This window comes from Ruegeria sp. C2 (assembly GCF_056537765.1).
This window is the reverse complement of the sequence record NZ_JBQFRZ010000001.1, coordinates 325,697-347,581: the sequence shown is the minus strand read 5'-3', so window position 1 is coordinate 347,581 and position 21,885 is coordinate 325,697. Positions and strand designations below refer to the sequence as shown.

General features: G+C 58.6%; 24 protein-coding genes and 1 tRNA gene. 11 read left to right on the top strand and 14 right to left on the bottom strand.

The features are described 5' to 3' along the window. Positions 1 to 225: 225 nt before the first annotated feature. Positions 226 to 315 (bottom strand) — tRNA-Ser (locus ACR0IV_RS01750). A 202-nt stretch (positions 316 to 517) separates the two neighbouring features. Here ACR0IV_RS01750 and ACR0IV_RS01745 point away from each other — a divergent pair. From ACR0IV_RS01745 to ACR0IV_RS01710, 8 genes are all read left to right on the top strand, one after another. Continuing rightward, complete coding sequence (locus tag ACR0IV_RS01745) at positions 518 to 1,828, top strand: SPOR domain-containing protein (protein ID WP_480658183.1); 1,311 nt, start codon at positions 518 to 520, stop codon at positions 1,826 to 1,828. Positions 1,829 to 1,844: 16 nt separating this feature from the next. Further along, positions 1,845 to 3,011, top strand: coding sequence for a D-alanyl-D-alanine carboxypeptidase family protein (locus ACR0IV_RS01740; RefSeq protein ID WP_480658184.1), 1,167 nt, complete (start codon positions 1,845 to 1,847; stop codon positions 3,009 to 3,011). A gap of 11 nt (positions 3,012 to 3,022) precedes the next feature. After that, the gene (tmk, locus tag ACR0IV_RS01735) at positions 3,023 to 3,634 is read left to right on the top strand and encodes a dTMP kinase (RefSeq protein ID WP_480658185.1); all 612 of its coding nucleotides are present in this window, start codon (positions 3,023 to 3,025) and stop codon (positions 3,632 to 3,634) included. A gap of 7 nt (positions 3,635 to 3,641) precedes the next feature. Continuing rightward, positions 3,642 to 4,757 carry a DNA polymerase III subunit delta' gene (locus ACR0IV_RS01730; RefSeq protein ID WP_480658187.1) on the top strand — a complete coding sequence of 372 codons (1,116 nt, stop codon included), beginning with the start codon at positions 3,642 to 3,644 and terminating at the stop codon, positions 4,755 to 4,757. 2 nt (positions 4,758 to 4,759) lie between these two features. After that, positions 4,760 to 5,566 carry a TatD family hydrolase gene (locus ACR0IV_RS01725; protein WP_480658189.1) on the top strand — a complete coding sequence of 269 codons (807 nt, stop codon included), beginning with the start codon at positions 4,760 to 4,762 and terminating at the stop codon, positions 5,564 to 5,566. Beyond that, positions 5,563 to 6,360: an MBL fold metallo-hydrolase gene (locus ACR0IV_RS01720; RefSeq protein ID WP_480658190.1), complete on the top strand. Its 798-nt coding sequence runs from the start codon at positions 5,563 to 5,565 to the stop codon at positions 6,358 to 6,360. The genes ACR0IV_RS01725 and ACR0IV_RS01720 overlap by 4 nt, the downstream gene beginning before the upstream one ends. A gap of 46 nt (positions 6,361 to 6,406) precedes the next feature. After that, complete coding sequence (locus ACR0IV_RS01715; protein ID WP_480658192.1) at positions 6,407 to 7,339, top strand: AEC family transporter; 933 nt, start codon at positions 6,407 to 6,409, stop codon at positions 7,337 to 7,339. Between the two features lie 63 nt (positions 7,340 to 7,402). After that, entirely contained in the window at positions 7,403 to 8,089 is a 687-nt protein-coding gene (locus ACR0IV_RS01710; protein WP_480658193.1) for a CbiX/SirB N-terminal domain-containing protein, read from the top strand. Positions 8,090 to 8,111: 22 nt separating this feature from the next. On the opposite strand, the gene ACR0IV_RS01705 is transcribed toward ACR0IV_RS01710, so the two are convergent. The 5 genes from ACR0IV_RS01705 to ACR0IV_RS01685 form a co-directional block, all read right to left on the bottom strand. Beyond that, the gene (locus ACR0IV_RS01705; RefSeq protein WP_480658194.1) at positions 8,112 to 9,110 is read right to left on the bottom strand and encodes a diguanylate cyclase domain-containing protein; all 999 of its coding nucleotides are present in this window, start codon (positions 9,108 to 9,110) and stop codon (positions 8,112 to 8,114) included. Continuing rightward, the gene (locus ACR0IV_RS01700; RefSeq protein WP_480658195.1) at positions 9,107 to 9,694 is read right to left on the bottom strand and encodes a heme NO-binding domain-containing protein; all 588 of its coding nucleotides are present in this window, start codon (positions 9,692 to 9,694) and stop codon (positions 9,107 to 9,109) included. Before ACR0IV_RS01700 ends, ACR0IV_RS01705 begins: the two co-directional genes overlap by 4 nt. 116 nt (positions 9,695 to 9,810) lie before the next feature. After that, a complete protein-coding gene (locus tag ACR0IV_RS01695) occupies positions 9,811 to 11,370 on the bottom strand; it encodes a trimethylamine methyltransferase family protein (protein WP_480658196.1) in 1,560 nt (519 codons plus the stop codon). Between the two features lie 119 nt (positions 11,371 to 11,489). Continuing rightward, entirely contained in the window at positions 11,490 to 12,182 is a 693-nt protein-coding gene (locus ACR0IV_RS01690; protein WP_480658197.1) for an HAD family hydrolase, read from the bottom strand. 19 nt (positions 12,183 to 12,201) lie between these two features. Next, a complete protein-coding gene (locus ACR0IV_RS01685; RefSeq protein WP_480658199.1) occupies positions 12,202 to 12,486 on the bottom strand; it encodes a DUF3572 domain-containing protein in 285 nt (94 codons plus the stop codon). An 89-nt stretch (positions 12,487 to 12,575) separates the two neighbouring features. On the opposite strand from ACR0IV_RS01685, the gene ACR0IV_RS01680 reads away from it, so the two are divergent. Continuing rightward, positions 12,576 to 13,976, top strand: coding sequence for a diguanylate cyclase (locus ACR0IV_RS01680; protein WP_480658201.1), 1,401 nt, complete (start codon positions 12,576 to 12,578; stop codon positions 13,974 to 13,976). A 4-nt stretch (positions 13,977 to 13,980) separates the two neighbouring features. Here the strand turns inward: ACR0IV_RS01680 and ACR0IV_RS01675 are convergent, their stop codons facing one another. The 4 genes from ACR0IV_RS01675 to ACR0IV_RS01660 are packed head-to-tail and all read right to left on the bottom strand — an operon-like array spanning position 13,981 to position 15,864. Further along, complete coding sequence (locus ACR0IV_RS01675; protein WP_480470289.1) at positions 13,981 to 14,454, bottom strand: periplasmic heavy metal sensor; 474 nt, start codon at positions 14,452 to 14,454, stop codon at positions 13,981 to 13,983. Further along, positions 14,451 to 14,801: a hypothetical protein gene (locus ACR0IV_RS01670; protein WP_480484978.1), complete on the bottom strand. Its 351-nt coding sequence runs from the start codon at positions 14,799 to 14,801 to the stop codon at positions 14,451 to 14,453. The genes ACR0IV_RS01675 and ACR0IV_RS01670 overlap by 4 nt, the downstream gene beginning before the upstream one ends. Next, positions 14,788 to 15,402 (bottom strand): RNA polymerase sigma factor, encoded by a 615-nt coding sequence (locus ACR0IV_RS01665; RefSeq protein ID WP_480470291.1) that lies wholly within the window; start codon positions 15,400 to 15,402, stop codon positions 14,788 to 14,790. The genes ACR0IV_RS01670 and ACR0IV_RS01665 overlap by 14 nt, the downstream gene beginning before the upstream one ends. Before the next feature lie 6 nt (positions 15,403 to 15,408). Then, positions 15,409 to 15,864 (bottom strand): EF-hand domain-containing protein, encoded by a 456-nt coding sequence (locus ACR0IV_RS01660; protein WP_480470292.1) that lies wholly within the window; start codon positions 15,862 to 15,864, stop codon positions 15,409 to 15,411. A gap of 222 nt (positions 15,865 to 16,086) precedes the next feature. Here ACR0IV_RS01660 and ACR0IV_RS01655 point away from each other — a divergent pair, with 222 nt between their 5' ends. Further along, complete coding sequence (locus ACR0IV_RS01655) at positions 16,087 to 16,485, top strand: DUF983 domain-containing protein (protein ID WP_480470293.1); 399 nt, start codon at positions 16,087 to 16,089, stop codon at positions 16,483 to 16,485. Beyond that, positions 16,482 to 17,183 carry an NUDIX hydrolase gene (locus ACR0IV_RS01650; protein ID WP_480658203.1) on the top strand — a complete coding sequence of 234 codons (702 nt, stop codon included), beginning with the start codon at positions 16,482 to 16,484 and terminating at the stop codon, positions 17,181 to 17,183. Before ACR0IV_RS01655 ends, ACR0IV_RS01650 begins: the two co-directional genes overlap by 4 nt. Here the strand turns inward: ACR0IV_RS01650 and ACR0IV_RS01645 are convergent. Genes ACR0IV_RS01645 through nuoN form a run of 4 tightly spaced genes read right to left on the bottom strand, consistent with a single transcriptional unit; the run spans position 17,180 to position 21,881 of the window. Next, positions 17,180 to 18,847, bottom strand: coding sequence for a ribonuclease J (locus ACR0IV_RS01645; protein ID WP_480658205.1), 1,668 nt, complete (start codon positions 18,845 to 18,847; stop codon positions 17,180 to 17,182). The genes ACR0IV_RS01650 and ACR0IV_RS01645 overlap by 4 nt on opposite strands. Continuing rightward, complete coding sequence (locus ACR0IV_RS01640; protein ID WP_480470296.1) at positions 18,844 to 19,623, bottom strand: type III pantothenate kinase; 780 nt, start codon at positions 19,621 to 19,623, stop codon at positions 18,844 to 18,846. The genes ACR0IV_RS01645 and ACR0IV_RS01640 overlap by 4 nt, the downstream gene beginning before the upstream one ends. An 11-nt stretch (positions 19,624 to 19,634) precedes the next feature. After that, entirely contained in the window at positions 19,635 to 20,384 is a 750-nt protein-coding gene (locus ACR0IV_RS01635) for a biotin--[acetyl-CoA-carboxylase] ligase (RefSeq protein ID WP_480658207.1), read from the bottom strand. Between the two features lie 54 nt (positions 20,385 to 20,438). Continuing rightward, entirely contained in the window at positions 20,439 to 21,881 is a 1,443-nt protein-coding gene (gene nuoN, locus ACR0IV_RS01630) for an NADH-quinone oxidoreductase subunit NuoN (protein WP_480658209.1), read from the bottom strand. Positions 21,882 to 21,885: the final 4 nt, after the last annotated feature.

The window sequence follows — 21,885 nt, the reverse complement described above, 5'->3', positions numbered from 1 at the left end:
TCAAGGCAGAAAGCCATTGTCGAAACGTGCGAAATCCCCACATCAAACTGCAACAGGCAGCCCAATTCCCAGCATGCTGCAGCAATAATTGGTATAGTGTCGCAAAGTCGGTGGAAAATCTAGGCTGCGGACAGATATCTCTTAACGCAAAGACAATTTAGATATTTGATGAGCATTGAACACTCATACAATCAAGCAATCCTATGTGCGGTTGGGCTGTTCAAGTGGCGGGGAGACAGGGATTCGAACCCTGGGGACGCTCTCACGCCCAACGGTTTTCAAGACCGCCGCATTCGACCACTCTGCCACCTCCCCGCGTGGGGCAGGGTCTAAGGCGAGTTGTTGGCAGAGGCAACCCATAAAGCGGGATTTATTGCCGAAGCGAAAGCAGCGGTCTTTCCATGGCCCGGTGCCCGCGCTATGATCCGCACAAGAAACCGCTGGAGACTGGCAAAAAGAACCAGCACGCACGCGGTGGGGCGCGGCCGATATGGCCTGTCAGGCAAGGGATGAGACAATGAAGCGAGCGACTGGCACACGCTTTGGGCCGCAGCGGCTGGCGTTTCTGGCCGTGAGTATGGTGGCCTTGGCGGGCTGCGAAGAAGGGTTCAATCTGCAGGAACCCTCGACCGAAGAAACGGCAAGTGAGGATGCGGACAACACCAACAGGTTTGAGCTGTTCCCCGAAGCCAGCGCCAGCAATCAGCGCGATGTCGAGGCACCCGAGGTGTTTCAGGTGACCGAGGCGGGTCTTTGGGACGGGCGTCCGTCGCTTGGCGGCGTCTGGGTGGCGCACCCTGATGTCTCACAACCCGAGCGGGTACTGATCAAAAATACCACCAACAACAAAACCGTCACCGGCGCGTTGTTCCGCCGCGAACGGAACTTGCCGGGGCCCGCGCTGCAGGTGTCATCGTCGGCAGCATCGCAGCTGGGAATGCTGGCCGGTGCTCCGACCCGGATCGAGGTGGTAGCGCTGCGACGAGAAGAGATCGCGCCTGCTCCACCGCCGATTGCGGAAGAGCCCGTTGAGGAAGAGACAGCCGAGACCAGCACTGAGATTGCAGCCGTAGACACGACCGAAGCAGATGCACCCGAGAAACCCGCAAAGCGGAAATGGTGGCAAAAGAAACCTGCTGACGAGACTAACGCCGCCGGCGCAGCTGTAGCTGCCGGGGCTGCCGCGGGCGCGGTTGTCGCCTCGACCGGAGATGATGCTGCTGAGACCGCCGTTCAGGCGGCTGACGCAGCCACCGAGGTCGTCGAACCTGAACAGCCTGAGAAACGCAAGTGGTGGCAAAAGAAGACACCTGAAGAGGCAGACGCCGCAGCAGCCGAAGTGGCGACCGCTCCGCTTGCCGAAACCGGGACGGAGGCCGCATTGGCCGGTGCCCAGACTGCAGCCTTGTCGGACCCAGAGATCACACCTCCGACCGAGAAACCCGCCAAGCGGAAATGGTGGCAGAAGAAAGACCCCAACGCCATCACCGAGACGCCGCTGGACCCGATCGCCGGTGCAGCCGCAGCCATTGAGGCAAGCGAGCCGACCACCGCAGCCGCAGTTGCCGCCGCCACCCCCGAGACAACTGGCGGGTTGGCAAAGCCGTTTGTTCAGGCTGGCACATTCAGTGTCGAGGCCAACGCCAAAAGCGCCGCCGAGAAGATTCGTCGCAACGGAATGTCCGCAGAAGTAGCAGAGTTGAAAAGCGACGAGAATACGGTTTGGCGCGTGCTCGTCGGCCCGGCTTCGACACGGGCCGAGCGTCGCGCCTTGCTGAACGATGTCAAAGACCTCGGTTTTGCCGACGCCTTCACGGCCAAGAATTGAGATGAGGAAGCCCAAAATGCTGTCTGCATTCAGATCCACATGCCTGGCCATTGGCCTGACTGTGCTGGCCCTGCCCTCTTACGCCTTTGATACAACGGCGCGGGCGGCTTATGTGATGGACCAGGGAACCGGAACGGTGTTGCTGTCGAAAGACGCCGATCAGCCGCTTCCTCCGGCCTCGATGTCAAAGCTCATGACTCTGTACGTGGCGTTCGAGGCGCTGCGTGACGGGCGATTGACCTTGCAGGAAACACTGCCCGTCTCGGAACACGCGATGAGCTATGGTGGCTCGACCATGTTCCTGAACACGCAGGACCGCGTGACGGTCGAGGATCTTCTGCGTGGCATTATTGTGCTGTCGGGCAATGATGCCTGTGTGGTGATCGCCGAAGCGCTCAGCCCCGATGGAACCGAAGCAGGCTTTGCTCGTTTCATGACCCAGCGCGCGCAGCAAATGGGCATGAACAACTCGAACTTCGCCAATTCCAACGGTTGGCCTGCTGCGGGGCACATGATGTCGGTGCATGATCTGGCCATTCTGGCCGATCGTCTGATCACCGATTTTCCGGAATACTACCCGCTGTTCGCCGAAGAGGTGTTCGAGTTCGATGGTCGCGCGCCATCAAACTCACGCAACCGCAATCCGCTGTTGAAGCTGGGGATTGGGGCGGATGGGCTCAAGACCGGCCACACGCAAGAGGCCGGGTATGGTCTGGTCGGATCGGCCAAACAGGGTGATCGTCGGGTCGTCTTTGTCCTCACGGGTCTCGACAGCACCCGCGCCCGTGCAGAGGAGGCTGAGGCCGTGGTTAACTGGTCGTTTCGAAATTTTGTCGAGAGGACAGTTGCCAAAGCGGAAGAACCGGTAGCCCCGGCAAAGCTTTGGATGGGGGCTGAAAAGACAGTTGGACTGGTGCCTGAAGAGGACCTGACACTGCTGTTTCCGGTCTTGGGCGGCAAGGAAATCAAAGCCGAGGTGGTCTATGACGGCCCGATCAATGCTCCGGTATCGAAGGGTCAGCAGCTTGCCGAACTGGTGATCCAGCCGGAAGGCCTGCCGGAAATTCGCCGCCCTCTCGTGGCTGACAGGGACGTCGCACAGGGCGGGTTTGTTGTGCGAATGATGACCGTTGGCGGCATCGTTCTGAAAGACTTCATCAATATCCCGCTGGAACAAATGTGACGCCGCGCGGAATGTTCCTGACTTTTGAAGGCATTGACGGATCGGGCAAATCCACGCAGGCGCGCCTGCTGGCCGAACATTTGCGCCGCGCAGGCCGAGATGTAGTTCTGACTCGCGAGCCCGGAGGCTCAGACGGGGCCGAGGAAATCCGCAATCTGGTCCTGCAAGGCGACCCGGATCGCTGGTCTGCCGAGACTGAGATTCTGCTGTTCACCGCTGCCCGTCGCGATCATCTGGAGCGTACGATTGAGCCGGCTCTGGCTGCGGGTAAGGTTGTTATCTGTGATCGGTTCGCCGACAGCACTCGCATGTATCAAGGCCTGTCGCGCGGAGATTTGCGCGGGTTGGTCGACCAGTTACATGCGCTGATGATCAAACGCGAACCGGACCTGACACTACTGATCGATATGGACCCCGAAACGGGCTTGTCCCGCGCCAAAGGACGTCAGGGTGCCGAGGAGCGATTCGAGGATTTCGGCATCGACCTGCAACAAAAAATGCGCGCCGGGTTTCTGGCGCTCGCAGATGAGTTTCCGGACCGTTTCCGCGTTGTCGATGGCAACAGAGACATGGACAGCGTCGCGCAGGATGTGACAGATATCGTCTCAACAGCCCTGCGATAGACGAGACATGAGCGACGATACTCCAACCCCGGATCAGGCCCCTGGCGCCCCGCACCCCCGCGAAACGGAGCGGCTGTTCGGGCAGGACAACGCCGAACAAGCCTTCTTGACCGCCTATAACTCGGACCGGCTGCATCACGGCTGGTTGCTGACCGGCCCCCGCGGAGTTGGCAAAGCAACTTTGGCATGGCGCATTGCCCGGTTTTTGCTCGCGACACCTCCGGCAGATGACGGTGGGTTGTTCGGTGCACCCCCTCCGCCGGATACATTGGACATCGACACAGATCACCCCGTCTCGCATCGCATACTGGCAGGGGCCGAGCCCGGACTGGCCGCGATTACCCGATCCGTGAACGATCAGGGGCGTCTGCGCAATGAAATCGTGGTTGACGACATCCGCAAGCTAGGGCGCTTCTTTGGTCTGTCCTCGGCGGATGGCGGTCGGCGGGTTGTCATTGTCGACTCGGCAGATGAGATGAACACCAGCGCTGCCAACGCTCTGTTGAAAATGCTCGAGGAGCCTCCGGCGCGCACGACGCTATTGCTGATCTCACATCAACCCTCGCGCTTGTTGCCCACCATCCGGTCTCGTTGCCGAACTCTGCGTTTATCGCCTTTGTGGGTCGAAGATATGCAGGCGGCACTTGCGCAAACCGGGGCGGAACTGCCTGCACAAGCGGACCATCTGGCCGCTCTGGCTGCAGGCTCAGTCGGCGATGCCGTGCGCCTGATCAATCTGGGTGGGTTGGAGCTTTACGCCGAGCTGATCGCCATTCTGGGCACCCTGCCTCGACTCGACCGGCAACGTGCGCTGAAGCTGGCAGAAACAGCCGCCCAACGCGGTGCGGCTGAACGGTTCGACCTGCTTTTGTCCCTGATCGACATAGCCCTGTCCCGCCTCGCCCTGACCGGCGCAACAGGCGCGGCCCCGATGCCCGAAGCCGCTCCGAACGAGGCCGAAACGCTGGCGCGCCTCTCCGGCTCACCACACAAGGCCCGCCAATGGGCCGAGGCTGCCGCCCTGATCACATCACGCGCGCGGCATGGGCAGGCGGTGAACCTTGACCCTGCCTCGCTTGTCCTAGATACGGTGTTCAAGATACAGGAAACCGCCGGTCATTAGTGATGAGCCCCACCCCTGAAATTACCGACAGCCATTGCCATCTGGACTTCCCGGATTTCGAAGGCCAGTTGGACGAGATCGTAGCCCGCGCCGCCGAAGCTGGCGTGACGCGGATGGTGACGATTTGCACGCGCTTGCGTAACGAACCCAGCGTACGCGCCATCGCCGAAGCTCACGCTTCGGTCTTCTACGCCGCTGGCACGCACCCGATGAGCGCAGCGGACGAACCCATGGCTACGGTTGACGAACTGGTCGCTCTGGCGCGTCATCCGAAATTTGTCGGCATCGGTGAAAGCGGTTTGGATTACCACTACACCGCCGACTCAGCTGAGATTCAAAAACAATCGCTGCGCATTCATATCCAGGCAGCGCAGCAAACTGGCCTGCCATTGATCATCCATGCGCGTGCAGCCGATGACGACATGGCCCGTATTCTGACCGAAGAACATCGCAATGCCCCCTATTCCTGCGTGATGCATTGCTTCTCGTCTTCGGCGGAGCTGGCCCGAGCCGCACTGGATCTGGGCTTTTACCTGTCCATGTCGGGCATCGCCGCCTTCCCCAAAAGTCAGGAGTTGCGCGATATCTTCGCCGCTGCCCCTGTCGACCGCATTCTGGTGGAAACCGACGCGCCTTATCTGGCCCCGCCGCCTCATCGTGGCAAACGCAATGAGCCCGCCTATACCGCCCACACCGCTCGCAAGGGGGCCGAAGTATTCGGGATGGACTACGCCGAGTTCGCCGCCCAGACGCAGGCAAATTTTGACCGGCTGTTCACCAAGGCCGCGACATACAAGGCCGCCGCATGACTGAACTGCGCTGCACTATCCTGGGCTGCGGATCGTCTGGCGGCGTTCCCCGGCTGGGCGGTCATTGGGGGGCTTGTGACCCCGACAATCCAAAGAACACGCGCCGCCGATGCTCGATGCTGGTTGAACGGGACGGGCCGGATGGCACGACCTCTGTCCTGATCGACACCTCACCCGACATGCGCAGCCAGTTGCTGAGCAGCGGCACAGGCCGTCTGGATGGTGTTGTTTACACCCACTCCCATGCCGATCACACCAACGGTCTGGACGACTTGCGGATGATCTTCTTCAACATGAAGGCGCGCGTTCAGGTCTGGGCGGATGGCGATACACAAAACGACCTTCTCAACCGCTTCGGCTATGCGTTCGTGCAGCCCGAGGACTCGCCCTATCCGCCTATTCTCGATCTGCGCACAATTGACGGACTGTTTGAAATCGACGGGCCGGGTGGTGCGATCCCGCTAGAGCCGTTTGTGGTGAATCACGGCAGAATTGATTCACTGGGCTTCAAGATGGGAAACCTCGCGTACCTTCCCGATGTTGCCGAGATTTATGACGAGGCCTGGCAGGCACTGGAAGGGCTCGATTGCCTGATCATTGACGCTCTGCGCCGCACGCCCCACCCGACCCACGCACATCTGGAAAAGACATTGGGCTGGATCGAGCAGCTGGAACCGAAACGCGCCATTCTGACCAACATGCATATCGATATGGACTATGCCACGGTCGAGGCCGAAACCCCGGACCACATCACGCCCGCGTTTGACGGCATGGTGATCCGGCAAGCGCTCTGAGGGCCGGGCCGCTGCCTGCCCCCATCCCCTCTGCTATGGCCTCGCCATGTTTCAAAGCCTGATCGATGTTGTCCTACCAGTCTTTCTGGTGATCGGAGCCGGGTATCTGTCGACCCGATTGGGATATTTTCGCGAAGTTCATATCGACGGGCTGATGAAATTCACGCAGGGCTTTGCGATCCCATGCCTGCTGTTTCTGGCAATTGCCAATCTGGACCTCAGCGCCAGTTTCGATCCTCGGCTGCTGGGCAGCTTCTATACTGCCGCAGGATTATGTTTCCTGGCCGGTATGCTTGGTGCACGCCTGATCTTCGGTCGCGAGTGGGAAGATAGCGTCGCAATCGGTTTTTGCTGTTTGTTTTCGAACTCGGTTCTGCTGGGCCTGCCGATCACCGAGCGCGCTTATGGCCCCGAGAACCTGACCGGCAACTTCGCGATCATCGCTTTTCATTCACCCTTTTGCTATTGCGTCGGCATCACGGTGATGGAGGTCTTCCGGAACCGCGGCCACGGTAGCGCACGGATGATCAGATCGGTGCTGACCGCGATGTTCAAGAACGCATTGATCCTGGGCATTGGCCTGGGTTTCATCGTCAATCTGTCAGGTGTCGACATCCCCACGGTGGTAGACGACGCGCTGAACCTGATCACACGTGCTGCGCTGCCGGGGGCCCTGTTCGCTTTGGGCGGCGTCTTGGTAAAATACCGCCCCGAAGGTGACCTGCGCGCAATCATGTTTGTCTGCGGCGTTTCGCTGATCCTGCATCCCAGCCTCGTGTGGCTGTTCGGCGCATCGTTTTCTCTGCCGCAGGACCTGTTTCGTTCGGGCGTCCTGACCGCCGCGATGGCACCGGGCTTCAACGCCTATATCTTCGCTAACATGTATGGCCGGGCAAAGCGGGTCGCCGCCTCGTCGGTTCTGATCGGAACAGGAGTTTCGATTTTGACGGTCTGGCTATGGCTGACTCTTCTGAACTGACCGAAAGCATTGACTTTGCCCGAGCCCGAGACACCTATCGCAGGACCAAACTGGAGCCCGCATATGCCAAACGCAGTCATTGTTGCCCACGGTCAACCTTCTGACCCTGCCCCCGCCGAGGCGGCGCTGGCAACGTTGGCTGCGCAAGTCGATGCTCTGTGTGAACACGTTTCAGTTTGTTCGGCAACTCTGGCAGCTCCGGGCGCGTTGGAAGCCTGCCTTGATGGTCTGCCTGCAGATACCGCTGTTTATCCACTGTTCATGGCTCGTGGCTGGTTTGTAACCAGCGCGCTCCCGAAACGGATCGGCGATCGACCGGTCAGAATTCTCGACCCTTTGGGCACTGATCCGGAACTGCCCCTGCTGGTAGCCGAGTCGCTAAGCGACGTGATGATCGACAAAGGCTGGAGACCTGAGGACACCGATCTTGTCATTGCAGCTCATGGATCTGGTCGCAGCCCCAATCCGGCCCGTGTTGCACAGGATTTTGCCTGCGAATTGGTCCAGCATATTCCGTTCAAATCCGTCCATACGGGCTTTGTGGAGCAATCGCCTTCCATTGCGGATGCGGCGACCGGTTTTGAAGGGCTAGCAATCTGCCTGCCATTCTTCGCCTGTACCGGCGGGCACGTATTGGAGGATGTTCCGCAAGAACTGAAGCACGCCGCCTTTACCGGCCATGTCATGCCGGTAATATCCGAGTTGCCACAAGTCCAGCGCCACATCGCCAGAGTTCTGGGTCAGCTCTGAACCCAACCGTGCAGCTTTGCGTTCAACCGGGTTTATGCGCGCCCGACAGTTCCGAATAGAAACGGTGACAAGATCGACCATCTCGCTTTGCGGCATAAAGCGCCAGATCGGCAGCATGCAGGATATCGACTGCTTTGGGCGCCTCGAACTGAGTTGATAAGGCGGTTCCGATACTGCAGGAGATCCGACACTCTGTCCCGTCGAATTGCATCGGCTCGCATAAGCTCGAAATCATCCGACCAGCGACCCTGCCAAGCTTATCGCGATCTGTCATACCTTTGAAAATCAACACAAACTCATCCCCGCCAACCCGGGCAACCGTGTCCTCACCGCGCGTTTCGGCAAGCATGATACGGGCAGCCTGCTGCAATACATAATCCCCGGCGGCGTGGCCCAAACGGTCGTTGATAGACTTGAAGTAGTCCAGATCCAATTGCATCAGCGCAAAGGTCGCCTTCATCGAGATCAAATGGCCCAGTAGATGATCCATTGCTCGACGGTTCTTCAATCCGGTCAGCGTATCGGTATATGCCTGTTCTTCCGCCGCGAGCATGGCCCCCTGCAACCGCAAATTCAGCGACCTCGAAGCCTCCATCGCCGCAGACTTCGCCTCGACCAGATACAAAAGCTCAATCGCAAGATCGGTGCCCGAGAAATCCGCGCTTGTCAGAGCATAGTCCCGAACCGCATCCAGAATGGAAATGCCAAACGACAAATTGACGACGGTCCCTCCGCCATTTGGCATCGGCGCGATCAGACCTTTCAACGCAGTTAGAGGCGTGTCCTTGAACCTGAGATGCAACCTGGTTCCCGGCGTCGCTATCAAATCCGCGATGTTGGTAACCGATCTGGGCCGCAAGAGCTCAAAGATATCCAGAAAACTCTCGCCCGCCATTTGACGTTCAGGTCGCAACTTCTGAAGTGTTGGCCCAGCCTGAATGATCCGTCCCGTATCGTCCACCAGCACGAACATCGGACAAAGAGTTTCCAGCAACGAGGCCAGATCGCGCGTACACTTCATCCGCTCCGTGCCCCCAGATCGAAATGACGGCCTTTTGCAAACGCACTCTCTACCAAGGTGATCGAAATGACCTCGGCACCGTTTTGTTTTCCCTCATGGGTGAGAATTACCAATGCACCATAATCATCTGCCATGGCCCGCAGGACCCCCGTCATGACACTTGAATAACCCGGAAGGCCGGGAAAGCAGTGCAAACGATATTCAGTTGGTGAGTGTTCCCGCAACTCCAGCGCGGGCAGAACAAGATCTGAGACGGCAAGCCGAACCCGATCCGACAGATCATCCAGCGAATGCAGGAACTCGACATAGGTCACGCCGCCAAAGCGTAAAAGCCTGCGCAACCCTTCCATATTCGGGTGCGAAACGAGATAGGTGCCCAGATCCTCGAGAAATTCTGGCTTCGAACGTTCCAGATCCGCACACAACACATCCAGAACACGTACCGAGACATCTGCCCCGTAAATTAACATCGCTTCGAATTCGTCGAAATCCAACCCCGCGGCCTGCATCGCACGCAGCCAGCAGTGACGGCCATAGGTGGCGCAAACAAAGGATTGGATCGCCCTGTTGATCAGCCCATGCATGAAAAGCCCCGGATCAGAAATCCGGTCTAGATGACCCCAGAAAGCTTAACAAAAGCCCAAAATCCATGACTGGATTGAGACAATGCGTTGTAATCTCAGCTTGAAACCAAAGGGCATCAGAAGTCGGTCGGTGCGCCCCCTTCCGACTTTCGGCGGGCGACAAAATCGGCCAATTCGTCGCGGATCGCTTCGTCCAGCGCGGGAGGCTCGAAGGTGTTCACGATCTCCTTGAACATGTGATGCGCGCGTTCTGCAGTCCATACACCGCCAGCCGCTTCCCAGGCCTCGAAGTTCTTCCAGTCACTCAGGAAGGGCTGATAAAACGCGGTGGAGTAACGATCTTGCGTGTGTTGGATGCCAAAGAAATGCCCATCGTTGCCGACGGCACGTATGGCATCCAGCGCGATCTCATCCGGGCCGGTCGCATTTATCTCTGGCTGCATATATCGCTGAATTTGCTGTAATATTTCGCAATCCATAATGAATTTCTCGGGGCTGGCAATCAATCCACCCTCTAACCATCCCGCTGCGTGATAGACCATGTTGGTCCCCGACTGCACTGCCGCCCAGAGCGAATTCGACGTCTCCCAGATCGCCTGACCGTCGGGCACATTGGCCGCGCACACTCCGGATGAACGCATAGGCAGCCCATAAAACCGCGCCATCTGTCCCGTCATCTGAGTGGAGCGCATGTATTCCGGCGTCCCGAACGCGGGCGCGCCGGATTTCATGTCGACATTCGAGGTAAACGTCCCAATCACACAGGGAATACCGGGTCGAACGTATTGGAACAACGCAATTGCGCAGAGCGCCTCGGCCAGAGATTGCGCCACCGCGCCCGCCATGGTCACGGGCGCCATGGCCCCGGCAAGTGTAAAGGGTGTCACCACGATCGCCTGCCCGCGCCGCGCCAACCTCAGACAGCCATCGATCATTGGATGGTCGTGTTTCAGCGGCGAGGTCGAATTGATGTTGGTGTACATCCGCGGCGCGGCCTCGAACTCCTCGTGGCTGAGACCGCCGGCGATACGCACCATCTCCATCACATCTTCAACGCGCTCTTTGCCCAGAGAATAGGCGTGCATGGCCTTATCGGTCAGCGTCAGTTTGTCATAGAGCACATCCAGATGACGAATGCTGGCATGGATATCGACCGGCTCAACCGGGTAACCGCCCGCAAAATGAATACAGTTAAAATATTGCGTCAGTTTTAGCAGGTCCTGGCACATCCGCCTGGTACCCGGGACCTTCTTGCCGATCTCCATATCCCAATAATTCGGCGGAGATGACACGTTTCCGAACAGCAGTGTGCGGCCACCTACCTCGATCCTGTGATCAGGGTTACGCGGGGTGATCGTGAATTTTCTCGGGGCCTTGCGCACCATTTCCATGACGAAATCGCGACCCATGCGAACATTGTCACCGTTGATGGTGCAGCCTGCCTCCCGCAGGATATCAAGCGCTTCCTTGTTGTAGAACTCGATCCCGATCTCTTCGAGGATACGCATCGCACCCTCATGAATCGCCTCAACCCCTTCGGGCCCCAAAGGCTCGGTCGGCCGATCTATGTTTATCGGCGGGTTCCAAGGCATTTGATCGATAATGGCACTGCCGCGACGTGCGGCAGCGCCAGCGCGACCGCCACTGCGTCGTTTGCGAGTTCTGCTGTCGGCCATGGCTATCCTCCGGACGCTGCTTTCCTCAAGCAAGCCTCGAAGACCGAGTGATGGCCGCTCTGTCTGCGACAACAGATGTCGGTTTCACTCTATATCATGGCGATTTTCAACTCAGTTGTTCAGCAATTGGCCAACCAGCCGGGGATATGCCCGATATCGGGCAGCACAACATCCGCCAACGGCTCCAGCATCTGTGCCGGAGCCATTCCCGTCAAAACACCAATCGTCACCATGCCCGCTGCACGCCCGGCCTCGAGGTCATGCAGGCTGTCACCCACCATGGCAATCCGCGACGGGTCGATGTCGATATGTTTGGCAAAGGCCAGCAACTGCCCCGGTCCCGGCTTGAACCCATGGCCACTGTCATATCCGGCGACGAAATCGAAGTGATCCCGCACACCAACCGATTCGAGATGCTGCAGCGCCGGCATCTCTCCATCATTTGTGGCAACGCCTAGCTTCAATCCAGCCTGCCTCAAACCTTCAAGAAACGGTGCCAGTGGCACAGATGGAATCTGCTGCGCCTCTGCCGAGGCTCGGTTTAAGGTGTCAATAAGTTCTGACCTAGGCGTCTCGGGCAGATGTGGCTGTAAAACCTCGGCGACTTCATCGACTGTTCCGGCGATTACGATGCTGTCAGCCTCATAGGTTTCTTCCGCATAATCAAATCCGATGGCTTTACCCATTTCGGATGCAAGCTGCGTGTCGCCTACTGACAAGCGCTCCAGTGCGACGCGCCCGAAAGCACCCCATGTGGCGGCAAAGTCAAAAAGTGTTCCGTCCTTGTCGAACAATAAGGCATCGATGGGCATTCAAAGAGGCTCCTGCAAATTAAGTCCAGTGCATTTCCGATGGTCCCAACAGCATCACACGGGCCTGACCCGGCTGATCATAAGGGACGGAATTGGCGTCACAAAAAGCGATCACCCACGAATCGTCAAGCATCAGGAAATCGAGAACCGAGGTCAGAAACTCCGTCTCACCCGCACGTGCGCGCAGGTCTTCAGCAGATGCCCCACTGGCCCCCAGAAAAACAGGCAAAAGCTCATCATTTCCAACCAGCCAGCTCAGAACTTTCAGGGCCAGGGTTTCGGCGGCATCGGCAGATATCGGCATTATCTGGTCCCGGATCGTCTCTTGGAAAGGGTTTATTAACCAGACTCATAAACACTTTGGCAATGCATGCAATCAAACGGTGAACGGCCATGTCCGAGCAAGGCACCATACTCGTCCTCGATGGCGTTTCGACCAATCGCATCATGCTCAAGGTGCAGTTGACAGCGGCTTGGTATCACGTCGTACAGGGCGAGAAAGTGGCGGGCCTGTCCGCTTTGCTGCGGCGTACGCGGCCTGATCTTGTTCTGACTGCTCAAACTCTGCCGGATGGATCAGCAGCAGATGTCAAAAGGTTGATGCAGTCGGACCCTGCTTTGGCGGACGTGCCGATCGTGGCCATCGCTCCACAAAATGACAAGGCAGCACGGCTTCGCGCGCTTTCAGACGGGTTGGACGATGTGCTTGGCTATCCTCTGAAAGATACGCTTTTGCTGGCCCGTGTCCGCAGCCTTTTGCGCGCGCGCGCTGATAGACAAGATCTCAGTGTCAAAGACGCATCGCAGTCGATCGGGTTTGCCGAACCCGCTGCCACGTTGATCGCACCTCACCCTGCGGCTCACATCGCGGTTCTGACACATACGCCCCGTACCGGAGCGCTGTGGAGTAAAGCACTGTGTGCTCAAACCCGACATCGGTTGAGCATCCATACCTTGCCGAACCTGCAGGGTGTCCTCGGCGAAGCGCCTCCGGATGCCATCGTCGTCGAACTTGGAGCGGACAGCTCTGCATCCAAGTTGCTTGCCGATTTACGCTCGCGCAGTGGCACGCGGCACACGGTATTGATCGCGGTACTGAAGGACAATGACGCAAACCTTGCCGCCGAAGCGCTTGACCGAGGTGCGGACGCCGTTTGCATTGGAGGCTTCAACGCCGACGAAATATCCCTGCGACTTGAGACGCAGATTGCCCGTAAAACCCGCGATGACAGGCTGCGCGACACATTGCGACAGGGTCTGACGGAGGCGTTGACTGACCCTCTGACGGGTCTGCACAATCGACGCTATGCCTTGCGCGCGCTCGACCAGATTGCGCATGATTCACTGCGCACCGGGCGTGGTTTTGCCGTCATGCTGGCCGACCTTGATCATTTCAAATCCATAAACGACCGTTTTGGTCATGCCGCAGGCGATTGTGTGCTGTGCGAGGCCGCGCGCAGGATTCGGACCGCAATGGGTCCTACTGGATTCGTCGCCCGCATTGGCGGAGAAGAGTTCATGATTGGCCTGCCCGAAACCTCGACCAAGCAAGCCTTGCAGCAGGCTGACAGCGTCTGCAAAAGCATTTGCAGCACACCCTTCCAATTGCCCGATCACCCCACGTTGATCCCGGTTACGATCAGCGTCGGCCTCAACTTGTGTGCCCCCAGAGATCTGAGCCTGCCCAGCGAAGCTGATCCGGTCAATCAACTTATCCGATCTGCTGACAAGGCGCTTTATGCGGCCAAAAAAGCAGGCCGGAATCAAGTACATATCCGGCTATCTGCGGCCTGACAGGTCAGTCCCGTTTTTTGTGTTTGCGTGCCCCGTGCTTGACCACTTCCTCCAGCCGATCGGCATAGGCTGTACGCTCTTCGTCATTCATGGCCGAGATCTGCGCCAGCCATTGTTGATGAAGCGCTTCTTGAAGATCCGCAGTTGCCTGCGCCTGTTGTTCCAGCAGCGCCTGAACCGCAGCGGGTTCAAATGGCACAACCCTCAGCGCTTGACTGAGCGTGCTGAAATCCTGCTGGCGCCGGTGCGAACCTTTGCCACGCAGAGCTGACAACTCACCCCGCAGCGCTTTGCGTTCTGATTTCGGGAGTGCATGATAAAGCGACGGCCCGAAACCAGGAGGGGCAGCGACGCGGTCCTGGCCTTTGAATCTCAGGACTGTCCCAAGGGCGACCCCGGCCACCATCAAGTTCAGAGCCAGCGAAACAACCAGCAGAATCGGCATCCATCGACGTTTGGGTGCAGGCGCATCTGTCATTCCGCATCCTCCAGAAAGTTATCATCCAAGCTCAGGTCGGCGATCAGAAAAGTCGTCTCTGATGACACAAAATACTCTGCCGGGTCCGGCAGGAAAGATGGTGCAGAAAATCCAATCCAAACGCCCGCGGCGCTGGCAGCCACAAGTCCGCCCAACCCTTGCCAGCCGCCGATCGACCCCATGCGCCAACGCCATGTCGGTCGCGCCGCCTGTGCAACACGCGCCAATCGCAGCGCTTCGGCGTCAGTTTCGATCCGAACTGCCAGATCGTCAGGAAACTCGTCACGCGTGGCGCGCGCCTGCGCAAACAGACCTTCCAGTTCCTTGCCATGATCAGCCATGTTCATACCCCAGTTCATCCTTGCGCCCAGCCAGTATCGCCGTCAAAGCCCGTTTGCCCCGCGCGGTCAGACTTTCAACCGCTTCAACAGAAATCTCCATGATCCCTGCGATCTCGGGATTGGACAATTCCTCGATATGCCGCAAAACGACGGCCTGTCTTTGCCGGTCCGGCAACTGATCCAAGGCATTCTGCAACGCGTCCCGTCGCGCGACCTCCTGCATCTTGTCGACCACACTGGCAGAGCCGTCTTCGGGTTCGGGCGCATTCTCCAACGTATCAGGCCGCTTTTGGCGCCGCAGATCCACGCACAGATTCAACGTCACACGATAAAGCCAGGTCGATATCTGCGCCTGCCCGTATACCCAGTCCGGGGCCATCTTCCACAGGCGCATCATCGCCTCCTGTGTGACGTCTTCGGCCTCGGCCCGATTGCCCAGCATTCGCAATGCTACCGAATAGCAGCGCGGCCCCAACCTGTCTGTCAGCAGACGAGCGGCATTGGCATCGCCATCAGCGAACAGGTCCAACAACGCTTCGTTGCTGGGCTCGGGCATGGCGGATGAACCGCCATGCACCATGTCCGGATAAGAGGTCAGATCCTCCATCCTGCATCAGTTGTCGTTAGAATCCGACTTGTGATGTCGCTTGTGCTTGCGACCCATCCGATCCTTTGCATCCGCATATTCCTGTTCCGAGATCGACCCGTTACCATCAGCATCGATACGCTCGAACATCTTGGAGGCCCGGCGCGGTTTGGGCAATTCATCTTCGCTCAGAAACCCGTCCGCGTTGGCATCATATTTTTCGAACATCCCCTTTACACGATCCGCAGCCTTGGCCTGAGCGGCGGCCTGCATTTCCTCGACGCTCAGTTGCCCGTCCCCATCGGTATCGGCAGAAGTGTAGTTCTTCATGCGATGCTCGGTGATCTCGGTCAGCGTCACCTGACCGTCGCCATCAATGTCCAGCTCTTCAAACGTCGCCCGCGGTCCTTTGGCGAATGCCGAAGTTGCGGTGATGACCAGTGCGGCCCCAACGACGACGGAGATGAAGATTTTTCTGTTCATAACTTATTCCCCTGATATGCGCGGCCCCTTGCCGCTGCTGATACCAATTCAAACGCTGCATGTGCGGGTTTCCGTCGCCGCCTGATCAACTTTTTTCCACCCGGTTTGAATGCGGGGCATTTCCTGCTAGGTTCGGCTTCGCCGCCGCAAAGCGACGCACCCCCCTTTCCTGCATGGCCTGGCCAAGCCTATATGACCTCAGGATAAACGCGCGAGATTCATATGACTGATCAGACTGTTGAAACGACGATCGAGGAAGAACGCCCGACCAAACCCGCATTGATCCGGGGATTTCGGGGCAAATGCCCGAATTGTGGCGAAGGCAAGTTGCTGCACAGCTACCTCAAGGTGAACGATAGCTGCTCGAATTGCGGGCAGGAGCTGTTTCATCATCGCGCCGATGACGGACCGGCCTATCTGACAATTCTGATCGTTGGGCATCTTCTGGCACCAGCATTGCATGTCTCTTACGTGCATTGGCGGCCCGGCCCCTGGACCATGGCAATCGGGTTTTCGATCGCTTGTGTCGCCTTGTCGCTGTATCTATTGCCAAGACTTAAGGGGGCAGTCGTCGCCTATCAATGGGCACGCCGCATGCATGGGTTCGGCAGATCCGCATGAGTGCGGACAAGACCGCCATTCGCAACGCTGCAACTGTCATCGTTCTGCGTGACAGGCTTGGCGATCCCTCGATTCTGATGGGGCAACGCGGGGCAAAAGCCGCGTTCATGCCAAACAAATTTGTCTTCCCCGGTGGAGCGGTCGACCCGGCGGATGCAAATGTACCCCTGGTGTCCGCCCTACCCGATCTGTGCAACGAGCGTCTGTCGCAGCAGTCCGAGGCCGGGCTGCAAGGTGCTCTCGCTGCCGCTGCAATCCGCGAATTGTGGGAAGAAACCGGGTTGATCCTTGGGCAACCGGGCGTCTGGCAAGGTGCCGTGCCCCCGGATTGGCAGAGCTTTGCTCAGATGGGTTTCCTCCCCTCCGCGTCAGCTCTGCAATTTGTGTTCCGCGCGGTGACACCACCCGGACGACCACGCCGGTTCGATGCCCGGTTCTTTCTGGTTGATGCCGATGCAATACAAGGTGATCTGGACGACTTCACCCACGCGTCGGACGAGCTGTCGCATCTGCAATGGGTGAAAGTCCGGCAAGCCCGTGAATACGATCTGCCATTCATCACCGAGGTCGTTCTGGCCGAAATCGCCGCCCGCGCGGCAGACCCGAACCCGCCTGAAACCGTGCCCTTCTTTCTCAACAACGAAGAGGCCAGCCTGTTCCTGCAGCTTCGGGGCTATCCGATGCCTTACGCGGATTAGCGCATCCGACTGACCACCACGGTCACTTCTGGTTTCTTTCCGATCTCGGCCTGCGCAGTCTGGCGCGCGATCCGGCGCAAGCCTTCCTCAAGCTTGTCATCATCACGCAGGGTCTTGGCTCCAGCGCGCATCAGAAACTGATTGAGGTCTTCTTCGAGCACCTCGACCAGCCCCGCACGGGACGAGCCCACCTCGGGCAGCCCCATGGTGTCGCACCAAGGTTCGCCCAAAGGTTCGTCTTCTTCATCCAGAATGACCGTGATCGTGACATGGCCGTTCAGCGCCATACGGATACGGTCGCGTACAACACCATCCAAGGCACCCACCTTCACGGAACCATCCAGATAGGTCCGACCTGTTTCGACATAATCTGCCACCTTGGGCGCATTGCCAGTCAGATCCAGCATGGTGCCGTTCACTGCCAGAACCCCGGTGCGCCCGCCCGCTTCGGCCAGCTTGGCATGTTCGCGCAGGTGACGGTGTTCGCCATGCATCGGAATAACCATCTGGGGATCGACCAACGCGTGAACACGTTCCAGATCAGGCCGGTTGGCATGACCCGAGACATGATAAAGCCCCGAGCTGTCATCGACCACATCGACGCCCTTCTCGCTCAACTGGTTGATGATACGGATCACGCCGCGCTCGTTTCCGGGGATGGTTTTGGACGAGAACAGGAACAGATCGCCCTCTTTCGCCTCAAGCCCACGATATTTGCCGCGCGCGAGTTGGGCGCTGGCTGCACGGCGTTCGCCTTGGCTGCCGGTGACGATCAGCATCAGGTTCTGGCGCGGCACGTCGACGGCCTCTTCAGCGCTGATAACCTTGGGGAAATCGGTCAGGATACCGGTCTCAGTCGCAGCCTCGATCATGCGCCGCATCGCGCGACCCAGCAAGACAACCGAGCGTCCGGCTTTCTGCCCGGCCTCGGCCAGTGTTTTTACGCGCGCCACATTCGATGCAAAGGTCGTCGCGATCACCATACCGCTTGCGCCCTGCACAAGACGCGTGATCTCGGGACCCACTTCGGATTCCGAACGTCCGGGATGAGACGAGAACACGTTGGTGCTGTCACAGACCAACGCCTTGACACCCGGCTTGGCAACCTCAGCCCACAGATCAGGGTCAAAGGGCTCGCCCACAACCGGGTCTGCATCCAGCTTGAAGTCTCCAGAATGCACAACACGGCCTTCAGGCGTATCGATCACCAGCCCTGCACTTTCGGGGATCGAGTGTGACACGGGCAGGAAACCTACCGTAAACGGACCCGCCTTGATCTGTTCGGGCCAGGCCGAAGCCGTCCGCACCGCCTCGGTCGGGTGGCCATGTTCATCCATCTTGCGCCGCGCAATATTGGCTGTGAAGGCACGAGCATAAATCGGTGCGCCCAATGCTTCATAACAGTGGGCCACGGCTCCGATGTGATCCTCATGCGCGTGGGTGACAAAGACGGCCTCAAGCTGGTCGGCACGCTCTTTCAACCAGCTGATATCGGCAAAGATCAGATCGACGCCGGGCGAGGTATCCATGTCCGGAAACGCCACGCCCAGATCGACGAGGATCAGTCGTTCTTTTCCCGGCGCGCCATAGCCGTAGACATAGGCATTCATGCCGATTTCGCCTGCACCGCCCAGCGGCAGATAGATCAGTCGTTCACTGCTCATGTTGAGCCATTTTCCTTGTTATAGCGATGGATCACGGTCAACCCGTGCATCGTCAAATCATCCTCGATAGCGTCAAAGCCCACATCTGCCTGATCGAACAGAGGCGCCAGCCCACCGGTGCCGACGACCTTCATCGCCATTCCGTATTCGGCCTTCACGCGCGAGATCAGCCCTTCGATCAGACCGGAATATCCCCAATACACGCCAGACTGGATACAGCCAACCGTGTTTGTTCCGATCACTTTTTCGGGTCTTGTAATGTCGATATGCGGCAGCGCCGCTGCACCCTGATGCAATGCCTCAAGGCTCAGGTTCACGCCGGGAGCAATGATACCGCCGACATAGGCACCATCCGCCGCGACCACGTCGAAATTTGTTGCCGTACCAAAATCAACCACCACCACGTTTCCGCCATGGCGATCAAACGCAGCCGCCGCGTTGGCCAAACGGTCCGGGCCGGGCACGGTTCCTTCATCCACACGCGGGTTCACGGGCAGCAGGCAATCGGGCTTGCCGACTACAAGTGGCCTACATCCGAAAAACCGGTCTGCAAAAACCCGCAAGTTGAACACCACACGCGGCACGGTTGAGGCAATGATCACATCCGAGATGTCAGCCTCGATCCCGTAGTGTTTCACCAAAGTCGAGTACCATGTGAAATACGCATCCGCTGTGCGCGCGTGGTGGGTCGAAGTACGAAGGGTGCACAGAAATCTCTCGCCATCCCAGATCGAGAAAACGGTGTTCGTGTTGCCGCAATCAATAGCCAGAAGCATAGGCGCCCCCTTCAGAAATAGACATCCGCGGCAGGTATGCTGACGCGACCCTTGGCGGTGTTTAGGACAAGGTTGCCGGCCGCGTCCACCGTTTCAAAGGTTCCGACCGTTTCCGACGTTGCGGTACGGGCGGTTATGACCTCTCCCAATTTGGCGGCGCGGGACAACCAGGCGGTGCGAATAGGCTCAAACCCATAGGTGGTGAACTGCGTCTCATACCGCGCATAAGATGCGGCCAGTTCGGTCAGGAAATCCTCAGGCGTGACCTGAGCGCCGGTCTCGGACATCAATGAAACTGGGCGCACCGCACCCGGTTCGACGTTATCCGCCGTGGGTGCTTCGGACAGGTTGACACCGATGCCGATAGACAGATGCGCGACACCCCTGCCTTGCCCGGTGCTTTCCAGCAATATACCTGCGAGTTTGCCGCCATTCAGCAAAACATCGTTCGGCCACTTCAGAGACAACCCCTGCGCACGCCCTGTCACTGCCACGCAGGCATCAAACAACGCCAACGCAGCCACGAAGCTGCGCAGCGCCGCTTGTTCAGGGTTTCCAGCTGGCCGCATCAGAAGCGTCGCCGCCAGGTTTCCTTTCGGATTGGCCCAAACTCTACCGCGTCGTCCGCGCGCTGCTGTCTGGTGATGCGCCATGATCCAGACGGGGCCTGTCGCAGTCGGTGCCAGCCGCGCCGCCTCATTCAGCGTGCTGTCGACCTCTTGCAGAACGTGCAGGCCATATCCCTGCGGCCAGTCGCTCATGTCAAAAAGGCCCGGTCAAGCGACCGAGCCTCAGGTGATTGGGGTGCGACAAGATCAGTTGACAAGCGTCGCCGCCGCAGCTGCTGCTGCACCTTCCACGCCGAATTGGTAGAACACGCCGATCAGCATCAGGGCCGCAGATCCCATCAGCGCCGCCCAAAGAACAGGTGTCGAACGGGTTTCAATCGGGTCTTCATTCTCGGCGCCGAAATACATGTAGAACACGATCCGCAGATAATAGAATGCACCGATGACCGAAGCGATAGCCGACACGATCACCAGCCCGAACAGGTCAGCGTCAATACCCGCCTGCCAAACGCCGAACTTGGCAAAGAAACCCAGCATCGGCGGTACACCCGCAAGGCTGAACATCAGGATCAGGACAGCCAGCGCCTTGCCCGGATCCCGTTTCGAGAACTGCCGTAGTGCGTCGATATCTGTTACCGGTTTGCCGTCACGCTCCATCATCAGGATGAAGGCGAAGGTGCCGATATTCATCGTCACATAAATCGCCAGATACATCAGCATCGCCTTGATACCCATCTCGGTACCGGCGGCCAGGCCAATCAGCGCATAGCCCATATGGGCAATCGAGGAAAACGCCATTAGCCGCTTGAAGTCGCGCTGCCCGATGGCCGCGACCGCACCCAGCAACATCGACAGGACCGAGAGCAGGACGATCACTTGCTGCCAATCCTTGATCACACCTCCGAACGCGTCATGCATCAAGCGCGCGAACAGGGCCATAGCTGCCACTTTCGGCGCCGTAGCAAAGAACGCCGTGATCGGGGTCGGAGAGCCCTCGTACACGTCCGGCGTCCACATATGGAACGGCACAGCCGAGACCTTGAAGGCCAGACCAGAGATCATGAAGACCAGACCAAACAGCAGGCCAACCGATATTTCCCCGTGTTGTACGGTCTGAATGATGCCAGAGAACAAAGTGGTTCCCGTAAAGCCGTAAACCAGCGACGCACCGTAAAGCAGAAGACCCGAACTCAGCGCGCCCAGCACGAAGTATTTCAGACCGGCCTCGGTGGATTTGGCGCTATCGCGCCGCAGGGCGGCCACAACGTAAAGTGACAGCGATTGCAGTTCGAGCCCCATATAAAGCGACATCAGATCGCCCGCGCTGACCATCATCATCATGCCCACAGCTGCAAGCGCGACGAGCAGCGGATATTCAAAGCGCAGCAGATCACGGCGCGCCATGTATTCCTGGCTCATCAGCAATACGGCTGCAGCAGACAGCAGGATTGCCACTTTCGCGAACCGGGCAAAGCCGTCATCCACGAACATGCCATTAAAGGCCACATTGGTCCCGTCGCCATTCATCGCGATCCAGATCGCCAGGACCGCCATCAGCCCCGAAGTGGCCCAGACCAGAACCGGCGCCAGCGCGTCCTTGGTGGTGTAGACAGCCCCAATCAGCGCCGCCATCGCATAGATTGCCAGAACGATTTCTGGCAGGATGATTGTCAGATCAGCCTGGATCATGTCT